Below are 22,295 nucleotides of genomic sequence, written 5' to 3'. Positions count from 1 at the left end.
TTACACTTCCATTTCATTCATTTATTTACTATAATTTATTTTGAAAAAGGAGAATTAAATATTTATGAAACAATCATTTATTATTTTAGGAGAAGGACTTACAGATTTATTCGAATTTCTTACTCTTATTGAATATAATCATGCAAGAATAGACAAGGTTGTCTATTTCCATACACCACAGTCAGACAAACAATTATCATCAGTCGCAATTATTATGAATCCTACGACCGGTAAACAATTTCAAGCCATATATATGATGTTAAACGCTTTAAAATATCCTTACCCAAATAGTAATAAAAAATTTGAGATGATTAATGAACAAGCTCAATCGTATGATATTCCTATTGTCGGCATTGATGTTCAACCGCCAAATGCATTTCATACGAATGATTTATATTTTAAATATTTAATTAGCGTACTTCGTTTACAAAATTGGATCCCACCGATGCAATAACAATGTTTAAATACATCTTAAAGCTTTTCATGCTTTTCTTTATCATATGTTTTTTTCAAGTTTTTATAAGGGGATCCATCAATATGTAAAACATATTTTAATTTCATTAATTTCTGGAGAATATCGTCTACTTCATGTTCATTAACATACATTACTACATACTTTCGAGGTTTATTAGTATAAACGATATGTCCATATTTACGTATCTGTCTTTCATGTTTAATATGCTTTAAGTAAATAATTAAGCTAACTCTTGGAATCAATTCCATATTATTTCACTCACTCCATTTATTATGCATAATTACTATACCATGACTAATAATTTTATAAAATACATTCAATATCTCAACACTTAACTTTCGAAAAATATTTCTTTAATTATTAATTTTAAATGAACTTTAGGAGGTTATACCTTGAAACACATTAAGAAGAATTTTTTTAATTTGGGTATCACTAGTATGGGTATACTAAGCAGTTTATTACTTTTAAAAAGAAATCAAAAGCCTAAAATGCTTAAAGACATACCTTACTTTTTTAATGGACCAGCACCTTATATTTTTGCACATAGAGGTGGAATGTCAGTTCGACCAGAACAAACACAATTAGCTTTCGATAATGCTGTTGATTATGGTTTAGATGGCTTTGAAACAGATGTGAGACTAACTAAAGATGAAGAATTGATTGTTTTTCACGATGCTACAGTCGACCGTACTACTAATGGTTCAGGAAAAGTATGTGATTACACATTAAAAGAATTAAAAAAATTAGATGCAGGATTTCATTTTACTGATATCAATGGTCGCCATATTTATAGAGGTCATCAACAAGCTAAAATTTTAACTTTCGATGAACTTTTAGAAATGTATCCTAGCAAATATATCAATGTAGATTTAAAAGATACTCCAAGTAGTTATGAAGGAGCTATTGCGCCTAAAAAAATGTATGATATTATAAAGCATCATCATGCTGAGAAACGTGTACTTGTAACAAGTTTCCATAAAAAACAAAATGAACGTTTTAGAGCAATAAGCAATGGAGAAATAGCTACTGGTGCAAGTCAACATGAAGTGACTGAAGGTGTGATTAAGTTTATTTTAGGACTAGGTTATCATTATCATCCTCAAGCTGACACATTTCAAATGCCTATAAAATTCAAAGGTATCCCATTATCATCAACTCATTTTATTCAATGGCTTAACTTATTAAATATTGTGCCAGGTTATTATGGCATCAATAGTGTTGACTTAATGTATGATTTGTATCAAAAAGGTGTCCACACCATTGTTACTGACCGTCCTGATTTAGGTAAACAATTTAAATCACTACTAAAACAACATACCTCAAATTAAATACACTCATTCTATATAAAATTAAAATATATACATAAAAGAATCTGGGACATACATCATAGTTGTCTCAGATTCTTTTAATATATTAATCTTCAATAATTAAAGTAAAAATATGCTGACATCTCATTTTGCAACTCAACCTCTGATTTACTAGATTTTATTTTTAATTATAAACGACAATTACATGTACCTCCTGAGGCGCAGCCTTTAGAATCCGTTTTAAAAAATGGATTACCCACTTCAATCTTTACATTTTCTGACACAGATAATGCGATTGTAGTCAACACTTCATCTATTAAATTTTGTAATTGTACTTCCTTAGATTTGTAATCCATTACATTAGGCAACATTTCATAAGCTCGCTTACGTCGACGTGTATCTAACATTACATTTTGATAATCTGGGTGATATCTACCAAAGCGCATCACTTCATCATAACGTTCTTTTGATTTTAAAAAAGCTTGATACAGTAAATGTGCTTCATCATCTTGTTTAAGTGTTTTTTGAGCTTCTCTATAATTAAAATACACTTTTGATTGTACAATCATGTCTGATAAATCTTCAATTTCATCTAAAATTGATAATGTTTCCTCTGTATACATTATCGGTCACCTCACAACTTATTTTTGTACAAAAATAAGTGAATAATAATTTCTCATTACTTCTCCACCCATTTCATTATACTTTTTATTTAACATTCTTGAACGGTGTATATCCGAATTCATCCAACTATGAATTAATGTAGGCACGTCATCAAAATCATAGCCCACATTTTGACTTGTAGCTATAAAGTCAATGTTTTCGTTACCAAGTTGGCTCTTAAGGGCTTCTTCTGTAAATTCAACATCTTCTGTACCAGTTGCTTCATATAAATTTGCTGAAGCAATATGTGAAATGTCTGAATTTACTTTCAATGGTGGAATATGTTTTAAATCTCTCATTTGATTAGTAATTTCATAGAGGGTTATCAATTGATTTGGGCTTTGTTCATATGGTAATGAATCTTTATTATTTCTGTCATTATTAAATTTATCATCTGAAATATCTTCTTCATCTGTTAATTGATAAGGTTTTATAAATGCTAATAGTTCTTTATCTAGATATCGAATACCCATAATTCGATTTGATTGTTGATCCACATAAACTTGAGCATAAATATTACCATATTTAATTAGAGTTTGAGTTTTAATATCTTCATCTGATAACTCAAAATTATATTGTTTTCCATTCACTTTAAAAGAGGGGTCAGGATTAATACTAGTTTTTTCAAATATATGTGAAGCATTTTCATTGATTTTTAATGATCCGGTTTGAGCTTTTTCTCCAGTAGCATAAACAGATTTAATTTCATCATGTTTTGTAGTAACAATATAATATTGTTGTTTTCTCTTAAATATATAATCAGTATATCCGCCTTTAACAGGATATGTACGATTTGCTTGTCCATATTTATTTGTAAGATAATTAATATCTTTACCTATCCAAGTACCTATCCCATTTTTGGGAGCAGGATTTTCAGTCTGTTTTTTCACGGAATGTGATACTTGATTTGAATGACTTATTTTATTGTTGTTATTAGGATTTTCAAGAACATCAAATTTTAATCTTGGTGAGTAAAATAAATAAATTAAAAATGTAATTAAAAATACGACTCCTAAAACTTTGATTACTAACTTAGTCATTGCTCCCCCACCTCTTTAGAATTATATATATTGTACAAAATAACTATTTTAACAATCAAGCCATTCTTTTTTTCTAAACTCCAAATTTATTAATTAAACTACATTATACCTATTTACAAATAAAATAAACAATTAATATTAAAACATAATTTATACTAAACAATTTGATCATCGACTGCCAAAATATTAAAAATACCTGAGACACTCATTATGTCCCAGGCTATTCTTTAAAATATTCAATATTGTTATAAACCTAGTGTGGCTTTAATCACCGATGTAGTTTCTCCACCTGGATAAATTACATATAGTAATAAGTATACTGCCACACCTGTAATACCAGTAAAGAACCATATAATTGAAGCGACAGGTCCGATTCTTCTATGCCATTTAAATTTATCTTTAAATGCAGTAATAATTTGAACTAATCCTAATACGCCACCAATCGTAGCAAGATTAATGTGGAAGATTAAGAATATCTTATAATATGTTCTAACAGAATCTGGACCACCAAAATCTGTATTACCTATAAATATCGTTCGAGTTGCGTAAATTATAAAAAACGTTAATGCGAAAAATGCTGCCCATAACATAACTTTTTTGTGAGTATTAACATGACGATGAGCAATTTGCCACCATCCTATTGCTACTAAAATAGCACTAATTACGATACAGCTTGTACTAATAGTTGGTAGAATTGGTAAACTCATATGTTCCATCCTTATTTAACTTAGATATTTTAAATCATTTTTATTAAAGAGATGACAACAACTAATGCAAAGAATACTACTAAATAATTTAGTGAATAGATAAACATTTTTGTTGCCCACTTAGTTTGATCAGTATTTTTCTTAAATGTTGTTAAACCTATAAAAATCCATCCAAGATTTAATAAAGTTGCTAATACAACGAACGTAGTGCCTAAACTAGATAATAAGAACGGTAATGGTAATAAAAATACTAACCAAATAAACATACTTACTCTTGTACGTTTAAAGCCTTTTACTGAAGGTAACATAGGAATATTTGCTAATGAATATTCATCACTACGTTTAATAGCTAAAGCATAGAAATGAATAGGCTGCCAACAAAAGACAACTAAAAATAAAGCAAAAGCTACAAGACTTATTTGTCCATCAATAGCTGTCCATCCAATTAAAGGTGGCACAGCACCTGGAAAACTTCCTACTACTGTGTTCCAAGTCGTATGTCTTTTAGACCAGATTGAATAATATGATACATATCCTACTATACCAAAAAGTCCTAAAACACCTGATGGCACATTTAATAAGAATAAACATGCTTCTCCTACTAACATCATACCAAAACTTAACATTAATAAATGTTTATCTGAAATTCTATCGTTTACTGTTGGTCTACTTTGTTTACTTGGCATAATTTTATCGATATCTTGATCATAATAATTATTTAATGCACAAGCACCACCCATAATTAATGTCGAACCTATCAACATTAATAGGATTTGAGGTATTGACGATAGGAAGGAATGATTTGTCATTACAATAGCTAACCAAGCGCCTGCAAAAGCAGGAATTAGGTTACCCTGTACCAAGCCCATTTTAATAATTTGTTGTAGTTCTTTAAAAGACACTCTACTTGACGGCTGTGATAAAGTGTGTTCTTTACTCATGGTTCCCCTCCTTAAAATTTTCATATAGTACTATGATATAATAATTACTTATAAAAGGCTAGGTAATATCTATTTAAATTGTGACACTTTAACGACTTCCTGTCTCACTAATTTTTTGTCTTTAATTATTGTAGTATAATAGTTGTAATATTTATAATTATATCTTTTATATTAAAATCAGAGCATAAATGGATATCATATTACAAAATATTTTAAATTAATGATGGGGTGTTTAAACTTGTTTAACAAACGAAACCTTAAATGGTTATCAATCGTAGCAACAATTATTATGGCATTGGTACAACTTGGGGGCGCCTTAGTAACTAAGACGGGCTCTGAAGATGGCTGTGGTGCTTCATGGCCTTTATGTCACGGCGCTTTATTACCTCAGAATTTGCCAATTGCTACAATCATTGAATTGAGTCACCGAGCTGTATCAGGTTTATCATTAATTGTTGTGTTATGGTTGGCCATCACAGCTTGGAAAAATATAGGATACATAAAAGAGGTTAAACCTTTAGCAATTATTAGTGTCGCTTTCCTATTAATTCAAGCCTTAATTGGCGCAGCAGCTGTTATTTGGCAACAAAATTCTTACGTTTTAGCCTTACATTTTGGAATTTCATTAATTAGTTTTTCTTCTGTGTTCGTATTAATGCTTATTATTTTTGAAGTGGATAAAAAATATGAGGCTGATGAATTATTTATAAAAAAACCATTGCGCAATCTTACTTGGATTATGACGGGCGTTGTTTATGTCACTATTTACACTGGTGCTTTGGTTCGCCACGCTAAAGCAAGTTTAGCATATGGAAGCTGGCCATTGCCGTTTAATAATTTAGTACCCCATACTGAGCAAGATTGGGTACAATTTGCACATCGCGGTATGGCATTTATCACTTTTTGTTGGATTATGATTACATTTATTCATGCCATCAAAAATTATTCTGAAAACCGTACAATTAGATATGGCTATACTGCTGCATTTATTTTAATTATTTTACAAGTGATTACGGGTGCATTGTCTGTAATCACACATGTTAATTTAATTATTGCATTGCTACACGCACTTTGTATTACTATACTTTTTGGCTTAATCGCTTACTTTATTTTACTCATGCTTCGTTCAATTAGAAGTGAAAAATCAAAAATCAAATAAAGTTTTAAAAGACATGTTAGAGTTATTGTAAAACATGGAATCTCTAACGTGTTTTTTATGCAAAAAAGCATAAGATAGAATGTCATTTAACTTTCTATCTTATGCTTTTAAACTTTTTAATACCTACTCAGATTTTTCAATTTCGATTAATAAATCTCCCGTTGCAATAGCATCACCATTTCCAACAGTAACTTTTTTAATCACTCCATTAAATGGAGCTTGAATTGTTGTTTCCATTTTCATGGCTTCAGTGATTAATAGTGGTTGATTTACTTTAACCTCATCACCTACTGAAACTTTAACTTCAGTCACACTTCCTGGCATTTGAGCTCCTATATGATTTGGATTTGTTTTATCTGCTTTAGGTTTTACATTCGCATTTGTTTTTATGTTTTCATCTTTAATCGTAATACGACGAGCTTGACCATTCATCACGTAATAAATTGTTCGATTACCCTTTTCATCTGCTTCACTAATTGTTTCAAGTTTAATAATTAAACGTTTTCCGTTTTCAATTTCAATTTCTACAGTCTCACCGTTACGCATACCAAAGAAGAATGTCGGTGTATCAAGTAATGATAAGTTACCATATTGTTGTCTAGTTTGAATAAATTGATCAAATACTTTTGGATAAAGTACATAACTTATAATATCTTGCTCAGTCACTTCACCATAATTTTTATCTTGTAATTGTTCTCGTATTTCATCAAAATCTACTGGTTTTAAATATTCTCCTGGACGTTCAGTTAGCGGTTGTTGACCTTTTAAAATAATATCCTGCAATTGTTTATTAAAGCCATTTACTGGTTGACCAATCTCACCTTTAAAGTATGACACTACTGATTCAGGAAAATCTAATTTATAACCTTGTTCAATAATAGATTGTTCATCTAAATCATTTTGTACCATATATAACGCCATATCTCCTACCACTTTTGAAGATGGTGTCACTTTAACAATATCTCCAAACAAGAAATTAACACGACGATACATATCTTTGACTTCATTAAAACGTTCACCAAGACCTAAACTTTTAGCTTGTTGACTTAAATTAGAATATTGACCACCTGGCATTTCATGTTGATAAATTTCTGTATTAGGTGACTTAATATCACTTTCAAAGTCAACGTAGTATGGGCGAACAGTACTCCAATAGTGACTTAATTCTTCTAAACCTTGAATATCTGTACGCATATTTCGTTTAAACCCATCTAATGCATAATATAAGGAGTTCACACTTGGTTGACTTGTTAAGCCACTCATCGATGCAATAGCTGTATCGATAATATCTACACCAGCATCGATGGCTTGTTTGTAGGTTAATAAACCATTTCCACTTGTATCATGTGTATGTAAATGTATTGGTAAATTAACTGCAGCTTTTAATTCTCCAACCAGTTCATATGCTGCTCTAGGTTTTAATAAGCCAGCCATATCTTTAATTGCTAAAATATGGAAACCTTCACGTTCTAATTCCTTAGCTAATTTAACATAGTAATCTAAAGTGAACACATTTGAACGTTCTGAGTTTAAAATATCCCCTGTGTAACAAATAGTACCCTCTGAAATTTTACCTGCTTTTTGTACCGCTTCATTTGCCACTTTCATTTGATCTACCCAGTTTAATGAGTCGAAAATACGGAAAACATCTACACCTGCTTTAGCACTTTCATCTACAAATTTTTGAATTACATTATCAGGATAATTCTTATAACCCACAGCATTTGAAGCTCTTAATAACATTTGGAATAATACATTTGGAATCGCTTTTCTAAGTTTTTCTAAACGCTCCCAAGGATTTTCTTTTAAGAAGTTGTATGCCACATCAAAAGTAGCGCCTCCCCACATTTCTAAAGAAAAACTATCTTTAAATACTTCAGCAGTTTTAGAAGCTATATTTAACATATCTTTTGTACGTACACGCGTAGCAAGTAAAGATTGATGCGCATCACGGAATGTCGTGTCAGTAATTAAAACATCATCTTGTGCTTTAACCCAATCTGCAACTCCACTAGGGCCTTTTTCATCTAGTAATTGTTTTGTACCATATAGATGTTGAATTTTCTTTTTTGAAACTTGCGGAATCGAAGTTGACTCATAGTCTGGCTTCGTACGTTTTTCGACATTCGGAAAACCGTTAATGGTTACATTCCCAATGTATTCTAATGTTTTAGTACCACGGTCTAATGTAGGTGCAATATCGAATAATTCCGGTGTTTCTTCAATAAATTTTGTTGTATAATCTCCACTTCGGAATTTTTCATTACGCATAACGTTAACTAAAAACGGAATATTTGTTTTTACACCACGAATACGCATTTCTCGTAAAGAGCGTTCCATTTTTTCTTCAGCTTGTTTAAAAGTAATGGCATGAGTAGATAATTTCACTAATAGTGAGTCATAGTAAGGCGAAATTTCAGCGCCTTGGAAACCATCTCCTGCATCTAAACGTACACCAAAACCACCACTTGAACGATAAGCAATAATCGTACCAGAATCTGGCATAAAATCATTTGTAGGATCTTCGGTAGTGATACGACATTGAATAGCATAACCAAGTGTTTGGATTTCTTCTTGAGGAGGTAAAGCGATACGTTTGTCAAATAGACTTGCTCCATCTGCTACTAAAATTTGAGTTTTAACGATATCAATTCCTGTAATCATTTCTGTAATCGTATGCTCTACCTGAACACGTGGATTGACTTCAATGAAAAAGAATTCATCGCCAGATACTAAAAATTCCACTGTTCCAGCGTTAACATATTTGATATTTTTCATTAATTGTAATGCAGACTGACAAATACGTTCTCTTAATTCATCAGGTAAGCCTACAGATGGTGCTACCTCAACTACCTTTTGATGACGACGTTGTACAGAACAATCACGCTCATATAGATGAACAATATTACCATATTCATCGCCAATAACTTGAACTTCAATATGTTTGGGATTATCGATGTATCTTTCGATATATACTTCACTATTACCAAATGATTTTTGTGCTTCAGATTTCGCACGATGAAACGCATCTTCTAATTCACTTTCTTCGCGAACAATACGCATACCTTTTCCACCACCACCACTTGTGGCTTTAATCATCAGTGGGAATCCTGCTTCTTTAGCAAATGCCTTTGCTGCATCAAAATTTTCAATTGGTCCATCTGTTCCTGGTATAACTGGTAAATTTGCTTTAATTGCAGTTGTTCTTGCTTTTACTTTATCACCAAACATATCTAAATGGTCTAGGTGAGGACCAATAAATGTTATGCCCTCTTCATTACAACGTCTTGCAAATTCTTCATTTTCACTTAAAAAGCCATAACCAGGATGTATTGCATCTACATTCGCACGTTTTGCTACTTCAATAATACGTTCAATATTTAAATAACTTTCGGCTGGTCCTAAATCTTTTCCCACTAAATATGATTCATCGGCTTTATATCTATGTAATGAATTTTTGTCTTCGTTTGAATAAATTGCTACTGTTTGAATATTTAATTCCGTTGCTGCTCTAAAAATTCTAATTGCAATTTCACCACGATTGGCTACTAATAATTTTTTTATATGATTCAAAGAAGAAACACCCCTTTATATTTTGAATATTCTAACTAATTAGATAATAAAATTTTATCTTAAAATACATGAGAAAGCTAATACTTTTTTACATACAATTTATAAAATGAAAATATAGTAAATAGGTTAGCTTAATCACTATTTTAAAATGTAATCATTAATAATTATTATACTTAATAACTTTATATTATCATTTATAGTTTGAAGACGCTACTGTAGACTAGTAATCCTTTAACTTGTCACATAAATGTAAAAAGAGTGGAAGCAAATTTTTTAATTCTTGCTTCCACTCTTAATAATGTTAGTTACATATTTACATCTATCATTAAATGATTTTAATATTGTCTAGGAATATCCACTTTTGTTTTTTTATTTTTTATTGCTCTTTTTTCTTCAACTTTAATTTGTCTTGCTACTAACAATAATAATCCCATAGCAATACTTAAGCTGATCATTGATGAACCACCAAAACTTATAAATGGAAGAGGAACCCCTGTAAGAGGAATCGTAGCTGATATACCTCCTAAATTTACGAACGTTTGACTACCAATATAACTCGCTACACCAACACATATTAATTTATAAAAATATGAAGATGTTTTAGTGGCTAATATAAATGCACGGAATACAATAAAAAATAATAATCCTATTACTAATAAGGCACCAATCAGTCCTAATTCTTCACAAATTACTGCGAAAATAAAATCTGTATGCGCTTCTGGAAGATAGCCAAGTTTCATGATTCCATTACCTAATCCTCGACCAAATAATCCTCCATTTCCGATTGCCATTAATGAATTGGATAAATGATACCCAGTTCCAGAAGAAGAACTAAAAGGATCGTAAATTGTACTAAAACGTGCCTTTAAATATTCTGGCATCATTCCAGTGAAAATAAAGAACCCAGCAATAAGAATAAATCCAAGAATAATATATAAAATAGGTCCTTTTACTATTTTCTTAGCACCTATACCTACGAATAAAAACATTGCTAATATAATAATTAATGTTAATAATGTTTGTCCAATATCTCCTTGTAAAAGTACTAAACCTAAACAAAGGATAATTAAAATAATTGGCCCTTTGATAATTCTTAAATTACCTCTTAACTGCGGTAATTTTTTACTTAATACATAAGAAATATAAAGAATTAAAGCAATTTTTAGCAACTCTGAAGCTTGTAAATTCATAAATCCTAAGTCAAGCCAACTTTTTGAACCATTAATATTTTTACCTACCAATAATGTTAAAAATAAAAGGACAAAGATGATAATCATAATCCACTGTTGAACTTTTGATTGTTTAAAGACTTTTATATTCATCATAAATGAAATAAAAAAAACAATAATGAAACTCATGATAACATAAATTAATTGTCTGTTATAAAAATATGTACCTGAAACCTCAACGCCACCTGTTAACGTTCCTTTAGTAGCTGCCACCATACTGGCACTATAAACCATCACTAAACCTATAAAACACAAAATAACATATGAAATTAATAATGGATAATCGATAAACTTAGAGGTTCTACCTATGTATCGAAATATATTTTTTAAATTATTCATAAAAAAGATCATCCAATTCTAAAAATTTAAACTATATATGCTCATTAAAACGATTTATCAAATTAAATTCTGTCTAAACTATTATATACTTTGTAATTATTAATTAACAAACATAAACGTAAAAAATAAAATAAAAGGACTGAAAATATTATTTACATAACATTTCAGTCACTATCATAAATTATTACATCTATTAATTCTTGCTCATTATAACACTTTCATATTCAAAGCATTAGACTTAGAGTTATACGTTTGTGAATGCTTCATGCAATTTAGATAATTCTTTTTCTAAACGAAGCATTAAATTTTTACCGTCTTCTTTATCAACTAAACCAAGTTTCACAGCAAAGTCTACTTCTTTTTGTAAACCAAACATTTGTGTGTCGAGAACCTCTTCATATAGTGGGCAAGATGGCATAGTTAAATTATCCATTTGAACCTTAATTAAATGCAAGATTCGGTCAGCATCTTGATTTAATTGCTCATAAGCTGCACTATTTATGTTCATTTGCTTCGGCATCACATTCTCCCCCTATCATTAAATATCTTCATATCAGAAGTTTATCCTACTACCTTTTAAAAAGCAAGTTTATTCAATAAACCCTTCATTTTAAATATGATAAAATAATGGTTAGATTGAAACTAGGGAGTGGGCAAGATGATTCAAATTAAAGGAGACGTCAAATTTTCTATTACTTTAGATAGTACAACATGGATTTTTGATGATAGAAAAGTAAAAATAGAAGATATTGAAAACGGTATTTTTGAAGGAACTAAACCTATTAAATTTGAAGATAACCGCGAATGGAATAGGGCTATTTTAGAAGGACAAACCAATCCTCCTACATTAAACTCTGAAATTAAGTATCGTAAACGTGCTGTATTAGAAGATTCATTTGCAATAAATATGACACCATTTTTTAAAAATGCAGAGCCTTTAGAAAGTGCAACTACAATTAAACTTTCAAATGATACATCTTCAATTGAAATTCCATTAGAATTATTACCTTATCTATTTTTCCAATTTGCTAAAGATGGTAAGCGATTGTACGATGATAATTCAGTAGATAGCTTTGTTTATAATCCCGAGGAGAACGCTTATTCATATCAATTTAAATATGTAACTCGTATTGAGGTGATTTAAGTTGCGAGAAGTACAATGTATTATTTGTGATACTAAGGTTTTAATTGATGAACGTACAGTTGAAGCTAAACGTCTACGTAATAATCCAATTAAAACATTCATGTGTAGTGACTGTAAAAGTCGATTAGACACACCTAGACAACGACCAAATGAGAATCGTAAATTTAATCTCCATTTTCCAAATGAAAACTTATAGTATACTTTTCAATAATAAAAAGACGCAACATCAAATTTGATGTTGCGTCTTTTTATTAGTTTTATTGATCTTGCATCATTTGTTTTACACGTTTCGCTTCTTTTTCACGTGCAGCTTTATTTAAAATTTTCTTTCTTAAACGGATACTTTGAGGCGTTACTTCAACCAATTCATCATCATTAATATATTCTAATGCTTCTTCTAACGTTAAAATTCTTGGACGATTCATTGTTTGAGTTTGATCTTTTGTTGCTGAACGTACGTTAGTTTGATGTTTAGCTTTAGTAATATTAACTGTTAAGTCGTTTTCACGGTTATGTTCTCCTACAATCATACCTTCATAAACTTCAGTACCTGGTTCCATGAAGTTTACACCTCGGTCCTCTAGACCAATGATGGCATAGGCTGTTGCTTGTCCTTGATCCATTGAAATTAATGCACCATTACGACGGCCACCAATTTGTGCTTTAACACGAGGTCTAAATTCTTCAAATGTATGATTAATAATGCCATAACCACGTGTCATAGACATAAATTCAGTTGTATATCCAATCATACCACGTGCAGGTACCATAAAGATTAAACGTGTTAATCCATTATCAGTTGTTAACATGTCTAACATTTCACCTTTACGCGCACCAAGTGATTCAATCACTGCTCCAGCATTTTCAGATGGAACTTCACATTGAACACGTTCAAATGGTTCACTTAATACACCATCAATTTCACGTAAAATAACTTGAGGTTTAGAAACTTGAAGTTCAAACCCTTCACGTCTCATATTCTCAATTAAAATAGATAAGTGCAACTCTCCACGGCCAGCTACAATCCACGTATCTGGAGAATCTGTTGGTGTAACTTTTAAAGATACATCTGTTTCAAGTTGTTGATCTAACCGTTCTTGGATTTGACGAGCAGTTACAAAATCACCTTCACGACCAGCAAATGGTGAATTATTTACTTTGAATGTCATTTCAAGTGTAGGTTCATCAATACGCAATACTGGTAACGCTTCTTGATGATCATGTGGTGTAACTGTTTCACCTACGTTGATATCTTCCATTCCTGATACAGCAATTAAATCTCCCGCTTGTGCTTCTTCAATTTCTTCACGTTTTAAACCAAAGAAACCAAAGATTTTTGTTACACGGAAGTTTTTCACTGTACCATCTAATTTAATAAGCGATACATTATCGCCGACACGCATTTTACCTCTAAATACACGACCAATACCAATACGACCAACGTAATCATTATAGTCTAATAATGCTACTTGGAATTGTAGTGGTTCATCACTGTTATCAATTGGAGCAGGCACGTAATCAAGAATTGTTTCATATAAAGACTGCATGTTTTCATCTTGTTTTTCAGGATCAAGACTCGCTGTTCCATTTACAGCTGATGCATAAACAACTGGGAAATCAAGTTGTTCATCATTTGCTTCAAGTTCAATAAATAAATCTAATACTTCATCTACTACCGCTTCTGGTCTAGCAGAAGGTTTATCAATTTTATTAACTACTACAACAGGTTTTAAATTTTGTTCTAATGCTTTTTTTAGTACGAAACGTGTTTGTGGCATCGTACCTTCGTAGGCATCTACAACAAGTACAACACCATCTACCATTTTCATGATACGTTCAACTTCACCACCAAAGTCAGCATGCCCTGGTGTATCTAAGATGTTAATTCTTGTACCTTTATAATTTATCGCAGTATTTTTAGCAAGAATTGTAATACCACGTTCTCTTTCTAAGTCATTAGAGTCCATTGCTCTTTCATCAACATGCTCATTTTCTCTGAAGATTCCAGATTGTTTAAGCAATTCGTCAACTAGTGTTGTTTTACCATGGTCGACGTGAGCAATAATTGCAATATTACGAACATCTTCTCTTCTATTAGTCATTTTATAATATCCTTTCTTGAGTAAATTCCCACTTTTAATTGCAACTTTTTTATTATATCATAATATTAACAAAAGATAACTAAAAGGTGGGGATGGGGATGGAAAAACCAAAATCTAAAGGTATATTCTGGATACTTTCTATTGTAGCAGTTATATTTTTAGTGCTCTTTAGTTTCAGCGTGGGTGCCGGAAGTATTCCAATGATGATTTTAACATTTATTCTTTTCATTGCAACGTTTGGCGCCGGATTTACGCTTAAGAAAAAGTATCGTGAAAACAATTGGCTATAATCAACCATTAAGATATATAAAGCTTGAGATATTTTTGTCTCAAGCTTTTTTTATTGAAATAAGATTTTTTATTTTTTAAAGCGTTGATGTAAATCTATTAAAGTAGCCGTATTAGGTGCTAGATAAATTTCTAATATTTCTTTATGAATATTTGAATTTCCTACTAATACTGAATTCGCACTTGAAATATTTAATGGTTCACCTAATAAGTTACTAGCTACGCCTCCAACTTCATTTAATACAATAAGACCACCAGCAAAGTCCCAAGGCTGTAATCTAGGTGTGATATAAGCAGCCAATTGTCCTTTAGCTACACTTATAATTTCTAAAGCTGCACTACCATATGCTCTACAGCTTCTTGCATCATTTACTATATCTTGAAATATAGGACCCATTTTAGGTTTGGTTACCCAATTTGGGTTGATACCAATTAAGCTTTTCTTTAGGGTGGTAGATTCAATCGTAGATAATGGATGTTTATTTTCAAATGCACCCTCACCTACCTTGGCATGATATAAAACATCTTTCATTACATCATATACAAAGCCAGCGTATGGTTTACCATTTCGATAGATACCAATTGAGATAGCAAAATTTTCTTTTTGATGTACAAAGTTTAATGTGCCATCAATTGGATCCACTACCCATACGACCCCTTCAACATGAGTTAAATCATGACCATGTCCTTCTTCCCCAATAACACGATGTTCTGGATAACTATGGGTAATCGCATCATATATATAATTTTCAGTAGCTTTATCAACATTTGTAACTAAGTCATTCGGATTTGATTTTGTTTCAATATTTAATTCTTCCTTCATCATTATTCTAACTTTATTTCCTGCTTCTAAAACTAAGCCTTTAGCAAAATCATATAGCGACATACTATCATCTCCTGTTGCTTACTATTATACATCAAATCAATTTTATAATTGTTATACATCATTTTATACCTTCATCACTATATATTAAACTCTTATGAATAGTTTATAAGCATAAAAATAGGTCGCCAATAAAAGCAACCTATCAAATCCATGATATAAAAGACTGAAAACATTTAAAATATATGAATAAATATGTACATTCATCTTATAATTATGGAAGATAAATAAATAAAAGATCATTAAGCTAATTTTAAATGTAAAATCGGGTAATCTCTACCTTGATTGTCTTTTTGAGATTCACTATATGCTTTAAAACCATTTTTAATATAAAATTTCAATGCATGTTGGTTATCTTTATTAACATCTACATATTGGATTTTATCTTCTTGAATCAGTGACTGAAGTATGATTGTACCGTAACCTTTATTAAAATGTTTAGGATCTATAAACAACATTTCCAAATTTTCATCATTAATTCCCGAAAAACCAATAACTTCTTTATCATAAAATCATAGATATGCATCTACATATTTTAAATAAGTTAGAAGGTCATTTTTTAATTGCATTCTATCTTCTTCTTTAAAAAAATCATGTGTTTTTACTACAGATTTCTCCCAAATTTTTAGTATTGTATTATAGTCTTTTTTCTTTTACTTTTATTAATCTCATGACACTCTCCTAACCACGAGGGGTAAAATCCTAAAAATTAAATGACTAACATCTAGGTACTGACTCTACCTTATTAGTTTAAATTAACTATCTATATTGTATATTACTATTCTATCATTATCACTTTGAAATATATGCTACAATAAACTCAACATACTATTAAAATAGGAGGAAGATCAATGACACAATACACATTTACACCTAAAGATTTTAAAGCATTTGACGTTGAGGGTTTAGATGAACGAATGGAAGCTTTAAATAAATATATTAGACCTCAATTACATCAGTTAGGCGATTATTTTAGTGAGTATTTCACTTCTCAAACTGGAGAAACATTTTATGCACATGTTGCTAAACATGCGCGTAGAAGTGTTAATCCTCCTATAGATACCTGGGTCGCTTTTGCACCTAATAAACGTGGTTATAAAATGTTACCCCACTTCCAAATTGGCCTTTTTAGGGATCAATTATTTATCATGTATGGAATAATGCATGAAGGAAAAAATAAAGAAGAACGTGTTAAAGTTTTTGACAAACATTTTAATGCATTAAAACAACTTCCAAATGATTATCAAATTAGTTTAAATCACATGAAAAAAGATAAACAATATATCAAAGATTTAAGTGATACTGATTTACATCAAGCTATTGATCGTGTTAAAAATGTGAAAAAAGGAGAATTTTTTATAGCACGTACTTTAGCCCCTAGTGATGAACGATTAAAATCAGATGAAACATTTTTAGCTTTTATTAAAGAAACATTTGATGAATTCTTAAAATTATATGAATAAATACTATTCTTCGGCCTGGGACTTTACTAGAAGTCTCAGGTGTTTTTTATTTTATTGGTAATCACTCACTGTCTTGAAGATCCATCTAAATTCAGTAATATTCTTTTTTACAACATTTTTAGGTTGACCTAAAAATATATTTAGGTTAATATAATTAAAAAGATTTTAGGAGTGTATGAATGAATTATATGAGTGATAAAAAACAACGCAGCTTAGATGAAATTAATAATACAGTAGATTTTAGTAGTCATAAAAGTGCAAGCCAAAAATTTCTAGCTTTTTTAGGTCCAGGATTATTAGTAGCGGTAGGATATATGGACCCAGGTAACTGGATTACATCTATGCAAGGTGGAGCACAATTTGGCTATATCCTTCTTTTTATTATTTTAGTTTCTAGTTTATCTGCAATGCTTTTGCAAAGCATGACAGTGAGATTAGGTATTGCTACAGATATGGATTTAGCACAAATGACACGTCATTATTTAAATCGCCCGTTAGCAATTATGTTTTGGATAATAGCAGAACTAGCTATTATCGCTACAGATATTGCTGAAATTATCGGAAGTGCAATAGCTCTAGATTTATTGTTTAATATTCCTTTAATTATAGGTGCACTTATAACTGTTTTAGATGTTTTTCTTTTACTCTTTATTATGAAATTTGGTTTCAGAAAAATCGAAGCGATTGTCGGAACATTAATTTTTACTGTTCTAATTATTTTCTTATTCGAAGTATTTATTTCGTCACCTAAAGTGATTAATATTCTTAACGGTTTTATTCCTCATAAGGATATCGTTACAAATCACAGTGTGCTGTATATTGCTTTAGGGATTATTGGTGCTACAATTATGCCTCATAATCTCTATTTACATTCTTCGATTGTACAATCACGTAAATATGATAGAACTAATGAGAACGATAAGGCACAAGCAATAAAATATGCAACAATTGATTCTAATATACAATTAAGCATCGCTTTTATAGTAAATTGCTTGTTACTTATATTAGGTGCTGCACTATTTTATGGTGTTAATGCTGATAAATTAGGAGGATTTTATGATTTATATCATGCCCTTAAAACTCAGCCGCTTCTAGGGTCAGTACTTGGCAGTATCATGAGTACATTATTCGCTATTGCACTACTTGCATCTGGACAAAATTCTACAATCACTGGAACACTCTCAGGTCAAATTGTTATGGAAGGATTTTTAAGATTATCAATTCCAAATTGGTTAAGACGATTAATAACTAGAGGTTTAGCTGTCATTCCTGTTATAATTTGTTTAATTGTATTTAAAGGTAATGAAAATAAAATGGAACAACTTTTAGTACTTTCTCAAGTATTTTTAAGTATCGCTTTACCGTTTTCACTCATTCCTTTACAACTTGCAACAAGCAACAAAAAATTAATGGGCCCTTTTTATAATAAAAACTGGATTAACTTTTGTTCTTGGAGTTTAATTATTATTCTAAGCCTACTTAATGTTTATTTAATTATCGAAACATTTAAAGAATTTTTTGCATAAAATAAAACTATTGTTAAGGTATTGAACATGATATCTTAACAATAGTTTTTCTCTGTATTCTTTTAATTCATTATAACTTCCATAATATCATTGCAAACCACACTATATTAAACTTTCATATCAATGTCATAATATGAATAGTATAGATTTAATTTTTAATATTAATGTAGGTTTTACAAATACTCCAATAGAACTGATTATTGCGATTATATCATTTCAATTATGTATGCATTTTATTTTAATTTATATCTTTCTATTATTACATACTTATCTAATTTTATTTTTATTGACTATAAATAAACTCCCAAGCCATTTAATTCAAATTGCTTGGGAGCTATACGTAAAACTAATAACCTTCAATTATTCTTGATCAACTGAGTGTTTCTCTTTGTTTTCTTCTTTATTTAAAATTTGCTTACGTTCTTCATAATTCATTCGACGTTGATTAACAGCACTTGGCTGATTCTTTCTTTTTTCTTTCATACGTTGATTATAAGCTTTACGTTTTTCTTTTTTCTTAGCACGTAATTCCGCTTTTTCTCTTTTACGTTGTGCTTTTTGTTCTTTCTTATCAATATATGAGTCTGTTTCTACATTATTTTCATTGAATATATTTTCATCATCATCATTAACTTCATTCGGCATACTATTTTTTGATTTATATTTATACTTTCTTTGTCTTGAAAGCACGCCAGAAGTATCATCATCATTTGAAGATTGTTGATATTCACTTGTTACAGCACGTTTAGGATATTGATTATATTTATCTTCCTCAATATCATCATTAAAATCTTGCTCATTATTATTTTGATTAATATGATTATAATCCTCATAATCATGTTCTCTTTCATTATAATAACTTGAAGGTTTACGACGAGTACGACGTTCTGATTTTTTAGTCTTACGAGGTGGTTCTATGTACTCTTCTTCATCATTATATTGAGTAGGTTCTTCTTCATAATAATATCTATCATCATAATCATCTCTTTGATTATAATAAGGGGGATAATCGTAAGTAGAACCATATGCTGGAACAGTTTCTAATTTACTTCTTCTTGCAAACATCATAATCGCTGTAATGAAGAAGAAGATTGGAATAATTAATGTAATAAATAATAACACTAAAGGCAAAGTAATAATGGAAGCAATTAAAAATAATATTCCAGATAAAATTCTAATATTCATAGAAATTAAAGCTAAAAATGAAATTAATAAACAAATGATAAAGTACACGATAATTGCCCAAATTCCATTTTGTAACCATATAACAAATTGAGTCGTATTTAGACTATTGTTAACTAGTATTTGTTGTATTAATTGATTATTATTAATGGAATTTTCAAGATTTTGAATAGATGTATCATTACTGAATGATACGAGTGCAATAAACATTGTAATAACCGTTAATATTAATAAGAAAATCCAACTAATCCAACCTAAAAGTTTCTCAGTTAAACGGCTCACAGGTCGTTTGATTTGTGTGTATCGTTCTCCTGACATTTATTACAACTCCTTAATTGACTTGTCAGATTATTATATCTAATTTATAGGAAAATAACTACTAATTATCACTTATTTTAACGACATTTTAAAATTCAAGAAACTTTCGTTATATTCTCCTAATGTTTTCTCTCCTAAATCTTTATAAACTTCTAAATGTTTTTGTTCTTTTTGAGTTGGATAAAAACGGGGATCGTTTTTTATGTTATTTGGTAATAAATTTCTAGCTGCCTTATTCGGAGTAGCATACCCAACCCATTCTGTATTTTGTTTATTATTTTTGGCATCTAATAAAAAGTTAATAAATTGGTATGCCCCTTCTTTATTTTGAGCAGTTTTAGGAATGACCATATTATCAAACCATACATTCGAACCTTCTTTAGGAACCACATAATCATAAGTATTTCCGTCTTGAACAAGTGGTGCTGCTACACCACTCCATACTACAGCAATATGGCCTTCATTTTGTTGAAGCATCATAGTAATTTCATCGCCTACTACCCCTCTAACTTGAGGTGTAAGAGATTGTAAGTCTTGTTCTGCTTGCTTAATATGAACAGGATTGGAATCATTTAAACTATAACCCAATTTATTTAAAGCTAACCCTATAATTTCTCTAGCCCCGTCAACAAGTAATATGTCATTTTTGTATTTAGACTGATATAAATCGCTCCAACTATCAAATTGTTCATTAGGATACGCTTTTTTATTGTATAGAATACCTACCGTTCCAAAAAAATAGGGTAGTGAATAGGTATTATGTGGATCATAAGCCATATTCATATAATCAGAATCCAAATTTTTAATATTGGGTATTTTCTGATGATCTAAAGGTTCTAATAAATGTTCTCTTTTTAATTTTTGAACCGTATATTCACTTGGAAATGCAACATCATAATGTGTACCACCATTTTTAATTTTTGCTTCCATAGCTTCATTCGAATCAAACGTTTCATAAACAACTTGTATACCTGTCTCTTTTTCAAATTTCTTTATTAAATCAGGATCAATGTATTCTCCCCAGTTATATACATAGACTTTTTTACCATTTTTTGTATTATCTTGAGAATTAAACCAATGACTTATTCCTAAACATATCAATCCTACTACAATGGCACCGATAATTAACTGAAAAAATTGTTTCATTCTATTGCACCTCTTTTAGCACTTCTACGTTTTAATGTATTTTGAAGTGCATAGTATCCAATAATACCTAGCACAATAGCTAAAAATAAGATTGTTGAAATAGCATTTATTTCCATACTGATACCTTTTCGAGCCATGGCATACACATCTACTGATAAGACACTAAATCCATTACCTGTCACAAAAAAACTTACAGTAAAATCATCTAGAGAATAGGTAAGTGCCATAAAAAAACCACCAATAATAGCAGGCATTAAGTTTGGTAAAAGTATACGTCCGAGTACTTGAGATTCTGTAGCGCCTAAATCACGAGCTGCATTTAACATATTATGATTCATTTCATATAGCTGTGGTAGCACAAGAATGACTACTATAGGTATACAGAATGCAATATGCGATGCTAATACTGTTCCAAATCCTAGCCCTAATCCAAATATATGTCCTAAAGCTGTGAACATAATTAAAAATGAGGCACCTATGACAACATCAGATGAAACCATTAGTACATTATTTAATGTAAGTAATGTCAATTTAAACTTCTTATTTCGCAAATAATAAATTGATATTGCTCCAAATGTTCCTATAATAGTAGATACTGCTGCGGATAGCAATGCAACTGCTATTGTATTGAATATTACAGACATTAAATGATCATCTTGAAATAAAGCTTGATAATGTTCTAATGTAAAATGTTCAAAATGTACCATATTTCCAGCTGAATTAAACGAATAAAACATTAAGAAAAAAATAGGAAGATATAATACAACAAGTAATATTCCTATATAAAGTTTTCCGTACCATTTCATTTAA

21 protein-coding genes and 1 pseudogene are annotated in these 22,295 nt (G+C 30.3%); 8 read left to right on the top strand and 14 right to left on the bottom strand.

Going from position 1 to position 22,295, the window contains the following annotated elements; genetic code table 11:
* The first annotated feature begins 64 nt into the window (after positions 1-64).
* A complete protein-coding gene (locus tag HMPREF2629_RS09230) occupies positions 65-454 on the top strand; it encodes a DUF7147 family protein (RefSeq protein ID WP_019835748.1) in 390 nt (129 codons plus the stop codon).
* Positions 455-471: 17 nt separating this feature from the next.
* On the opposite strand, the gene HMPREF2629_RS09225 is transcribed toward HMPREF2629_RS09230, so the two are convergent.
* Positions 472-723, bottom strand: a complete 252-nt coding sequence (locus HMPREF2629_RS09225) for a DUF2129 domain-containing protein (protein WP_017175728.1) — start codon at positions 721-723, stop codon at positions 472-474.
* A 144-nt stretch (positions 724-867) separates the two neighbouring features.
* Between HMPREF2629_RS09225 and HMPREF2629_RS09220 the strand changes: the two genes are divergently transcribed.
* Entirely contained in the window at positions 868-1,803 is a 936-nt protein-coding gene (locus tag HMPREF2629_RS09220; RefSeq protein ID WP_017175729.1) for a glycerophosphodiester phosphodiesterase family protein, read from the top strand.
* 167 nt (positions 1,804-1,970) lie between these two features.
* Here HMPREF2629_RS09220 and HMPREF2629_RS09215 read toward each other — a convergent pair whose 3' ends face one another.
* The 4 genes from HMPREF2629_RS09215 to cyoE form a co-directional block, all read right to left on the bottom strand.
* Positions 1,971-2,405, bottom strand: coding sequence for a YlbF/YmcA family competence regulator (locus tag HMPREF2629_RS09215; RefSeq protein WP_049382517.1), 435 nt, complete (start codon positions 2,403-2,405; stop codon positions 1,971-1,973).
* 18 nt (positions 2,406-2,423) lie between these two features.
* Positions 2,424-3,485 carry a CAP-associated domain-containing protein gene (locus HMPREF2629_RS09210; RefSeq protein WP_049382518.1) on the bottom strand — a complete coding sequence of 354 codons (1,062 nt, stop codon included), beginning with the start codon at positions 3,483-3,485 and terminating at the stop codon, positions 2,424-2,426.
* Between the two features lie 245 nt (positions 3,486-3,730).
* Positions 3,731-4,192 carry a DUF420 domain-containing protein gene (locus HMPREF2629_RS09205; protein ID WP_017175732.1) on the bottom strand — a complete coding sequence of 154 codons (462 nt, stop codon included), beginning with the start codon at positions 4,190-4,192 and terminating at the stop codon, positions 3,731-3,733.
* A 29-nt stretch (positions 4,193-4,221) separates the two neighbouring features.
* Complete coding sequence (gene cyoE / locus HMPREF2629_RS09200; RefSeq protein ID WP_017175733.1) at positions 4,222-5,133, bottom strand: heme o synthase; 912 nt, start codon at positions 5,131-5,133, stop codon at positions 4,222-4,224.
* A gap of 238 nt (positions 5,134-5,371) precedes the next feature.
* Here cyoE and HMPREF2629_RS09195 point away from each other — a divergent pair, with 238 nt between their 5' ends.
* Entirely contained in the window at positions 5,372-6,292 is a 921-nt protein-coding gene (locus HMPREF2629_RS09195; protein WP_017175734.1) for a COX15/CtaA family protein, read from the top strand.
* Between the two features lie 123 nt (positions 6,293-6,415).
* Here the strand turns inward: HMPREF2629_RS09195 and HMPREF2629_RS09190 are convergent, their stop codons facing one another.
* The 3 genes from HMPREF2629_RS09190 to HMPREF2629_RS09180 all read right to left on the bottom strand — a co-directional run bounded on the left by HMPREF2629_RS09190 (position 6,416) and on the right by HMPREF2629_RS09180 (position 11,953).
* On the bottom strand, positions 6,416-9,865 hold the full coding sequence (locus HMPREF2629_RS09190) for a pyruvate carboxylase (protein ID WP_017175735.1): 3,450 nt from the start codon (positions 9,863-9,865) through the stop codon (positions 6,416-6,418).
* A 335-nt stretch (positions 9,866-10,200) separates the two neighbouring features.
* Positions 10,201-11,433 carry a cell division peptidoglycan polymerase FtsW gene (gene ftsW / locus HMPREF2629_RS09185; RefSeq protein ID WP_017175736.1) on the bottom strand — a complete coding sequence of 411 codons (1,233 nt, stop codon included), beginning with the start codon at positions 11,431-11,433 and terminating at the stop codon, positions 10,201-10,203.
* A 244-nt stretch (positions 11,434-11,677) separates the two neighbouring features.
* Positions 11,678-11,953 carry an Fpa/YlaN family protein gene (locus HMPREF2629_RS09180; protein WP_017175737.1) on the bottom strand — a complete coding sequence of 92 codons (276 nt, stop codon included), beginning with the start codon at positions 11,951-11,953 and terminating at the stop codon, positions 11,678-11,680.
* Positions 11,954-12,091: 138 nt separating this feature from the next.
* Here HMPREF2629_RS09180 and HMPREF2629_RS09175 point away from each other — a divergent pair, with 138 nt between their 5' ends.
* Together HMPREF2629_RS09175 and HMPREF2629_RS09170 are read left to right on the top strand one after the other, a co-directional pair.
* On the top strand, positions 12,092-12,577 hold the full coding sequence (locus tag HMPREF2629_RS09175) for a hypothetical protein (RefSeq protein WP_070813317.1): 486 nt from the start codon (positions 12,092-12,094) through the stop codon (positions 12,575-12,577).
* Between the two features lies 1 nt (position 12,578).
* Positions 12,579-12,773, top strand: a complete 195-nt coding sequence (locus tag HMPREF2629_RS09170) for a DUF2197 domain-containing protein (protein WP_002449988.1) — start codon at positions 12,579-12,581, stop codon at positions 12,771-12,773.
* Positions 12,774-12,834: 61 nt separating this feature from the next.
* On the opposite strand, the gene typA is transcribed toward HMPREF2629_RS09170, so the two are convergent.
* Positions 12,835-14,679: a translational GTPase TypA gene (gene typA / locus HMPREF2629_RS09165; protein WP_017175739.1), complete on the bottom strand. Its 1,845-nt coding sequence runs from the start codon at positions 14,677-14,679 to the stop codon at positions 12,835-12,837.
* A 98-nt stretch (positions 14,680-14,777) separates the two neighbouring features.
* Here typA and HMPREF2629_RS09160 point away from each other — a divergent pair, with 98 nt between their 5' ends.
* A complete protein-coding gene (locus tag HMPREF2629_RS09160) occupies positions 14,778-14,969 on the top strand; it encodes a DUF5325 family protein (RefSeq protein ID WP_002448174.1) in 192 nt (63 codons plus the stop codon).
* A 68-nt stretch (positions 14,970-15,037) separates the two neighbouring features.
* Here the strand turns inward: HMPREF2629_RS09160 and HMPREF2629_RS09155 are convergent, their stop codons facing one another.
* Complete coding sequence (locus tag HMPREF2629_RS09155) at positions 15,038-15,853, bottom strand: inositol monophosphatase family protein (RefSeq protein ID WP_002448077.1); 816 nt, start codon at positions 15,851-15,853, stop codon at positions 15,038-15,040.
* 239 nt (positions 15,854-16,092) lie between these two features.
* Positions 16,093-16,347, bottom strand: a pseudogene (locus HMPREF2629_RS09150) (GNAT family N-acetyltransferase); the annotation flags it as partial.
* A 354-nt stretch (positions 16,348-16,701) separates the two neighbouring features.
* On the opposite strand from HMPREF2629_RS09150, the gene HMPREF2629_RS09145 reads away from it, so the two are divergent.
* Positions 16,702-17,313, top strand: a complete 612-nt coding sequence (locus tag HMPREF2629_RS09145; protein WP_002448079.1) for a YktB family protein — start codon at positions 16,702-16,704, stop codon at positions 17,311-17,313.
* A 179-nt stretch (positions 17,314-17,492) separates the two neighbouring features.
* Entirely contained in the window at positions 17,493-18,839 is a 1,347-nt protein-coding gene (locus HMPREF2629_RS09140; RefSeq protein WP_019835366.1) for an Nramp family divalent metal transporter, read from the top strand.
* A 360-nt stretch (positions 18,840-19,199) separates the two neighbouring features.
* Here HMPREF2629_RS09140 and auxB read toward each other — a convergent pair whose 3' ends face one another.
* From auxB to HMPREF2629_RS09125, 3 genes are all read right to left on the bottom strand, one after another.
* Positions 19,200-20,339 (bottom strand): lipoteichoic acid stability factor AuxB, encoded by a 1,140-nt coding sequence (gene auxB / locus HMPREF2629_RS09135; protein ID WP_070813316.1) that lies wholly within the window; start codon positions 20,337-20,339, stop codon positions 19,200-19,202.
* A gap of 72 nt (positions 20,340-20,411) precedes the next feature.
* Complete coding sequence (locus HMPREF2629_RS09130; protein WP_070813315.1) at positions 20,412-21,485, bottom strand: ABC transporter substrate-binding protein; 1,074 nt, start codon at positions 21,483-21,485, stop codon at positions 20,412-20,414.
* Positions 21,482-22,291, bottom strand: a complete 810-nt coding sequence (locus tag HMPREF2629_RS09125; protein ID WP_048682738.1) for an ABC transporter permease — start codon at positions 22,289-22,291, stop codon at positions 21,482-21,484. Before HMPREF2629_RS09125 ends, HMPREF2629_RS09130 begins: the two co-directional genes overlap by 4 nt.
* Between the last annotated feature and the right edge of the window lie 4 nt (positions 22,292-22,295).

Source organism: Staphylococcus sp. HMSC034C12 (genome assembly GCF_001835895.1).
Classification (GTDB): domain Bacteria; phylum Bacillota; class Bacilli; order Staphylococcales; family Staphylococcaceae; genus Staphylococcus; species Staphylococcus hominis.
This window is presented reverse-complemented; position numbering and strand designations above follow the sequence as displayed.

What these genes read in the sequence shown, in the direction of transcription:
- HMPREF2629_RS09230 (WP_019835748.1), top strand. Translation starts at nt 65, where the DNA reads ATGAAACAATCATTTATTATTTTAGGAGAAGGACTTACAGATTTATTC.
- HMPREF2629_RS09225 (WP_017175728.1), bottom strand. Translation starts at nt 723, where the DNA reads ATGGAATTGATTCCAAGAGTTAGCTTAATTATTTACTTAAAGCATATT.
- HMPREF2629_RS09215 (WP_049382517.1), bottom strand. Translation starts at nt 2,405, where the DNA reads ATGTATACAGAGGAAACATTATCAATTTTAGATGAAATTGAAGATTTA.
- HMPREF2629_RS09210 (WP_049382518.1), bottom strand. Translation starts at nt 3,485, where the DNA reads ATGACTAAGTTAGTAATCAAAGTTTTAGGAGTCGTATTTTTAATTACA.
- HMPREF2629_RS09205 (WP_017175732.1), bottom strand. Translation starts at nt 4,192, where the DNA reads ATGAGTTTACCAATTCTACCAACTATTAGTACAAGCTGTATCGTAATT.
- cyoE (WP_017175733.1), bottom strand. Translation starts at nt 5,133, where the DNA reads ATGAGTAAAGAACACACTTTATCACAGCCGTCAAGTAGAGTGTCTTTT.
- ftsW (WP_017175736.1), bottom strand. Translation starts at nt 11,433, where the DNA reads ATGAATAATTTAAAAAATATATTTCGATACATAGGTAGAACCTCTAAG.
- HMPREF2629_RS09180 (WP_017175737.1), bottom strand. Translation starts at nt 11,953, where the DNA reads ATGCCGAAGCAAATGAACATAAATAGTGCAGCTTATGAGCAATTAAAT.
- HMPREF2629_RS09175 (WP_070813317.1), top strand. Translation starts at nt 12,092, where the DNA reads ATGATTCAAATTAAAGGAGACGTCAAATTTTCTATTACTTTAGATAGT.
- typA (WP_017175739.1), bottom strand. Translation starts at nt 14,679, where the DNA reads ATGACTAATAGAAGAGAAGATGTTCGTAATATTGCAATTATTGCTCAC.
- HMPREF2629_RS09160 (WP_002448174.1), top strand. Translation starts at nt 14,778, where the DNA reads ATGGAAAAACCAAAATCTAAAGGTATATTCTGGATACTTTCTATTGTA.
- HMPREF2629_RS09155 (WP_002448077.1), bottom strand. Translation starts at nt 15,853, where the DNA reads ATGTCGCTATATGATTTTGCTAAAGGCTTAGTTTTAGAAGCAGGAAAT.
- HMPREF2629_RS09145 (WP_002448079.1), top strand. Translation starts at nt 16,702, where the DNA reads ATGACACAATACACATTTACACCTAAAGATTTTAAAGCATTTGACGTT.
- HMPREF2629_RS09140 (WP_019835366.1), top strand. Translation starts at nt 17,493, where the DNA reads ATGAATTATATGAGTGATAAAAAACAACGCAGCTTAGATGAAATTAAT.
- auxB (WP_070813316.1), bottom strand. Translation starts at nt 20,339, where the DNA reads ATGTCAGGAGAACGATACACACAAATCAAACGACCTGTGAGCCGTTTA.
- HMPREF2629_RS09130 (WP_070813315.1), bottom strand. Translation starts at nt 21,485, where the DNA reads ATGAAACAATTTTTTCAGTTAATTATCGGTGCCATTGTAGTAGGATTG.
- HMPREF2629_RS09125 (WP_048682738.1), bottom strand. Translation starts at nt 22,291, where the DNA reads ATGAAATGGTACGGAAAACTTTATATAGGAATATTACTTGTTGTATTA.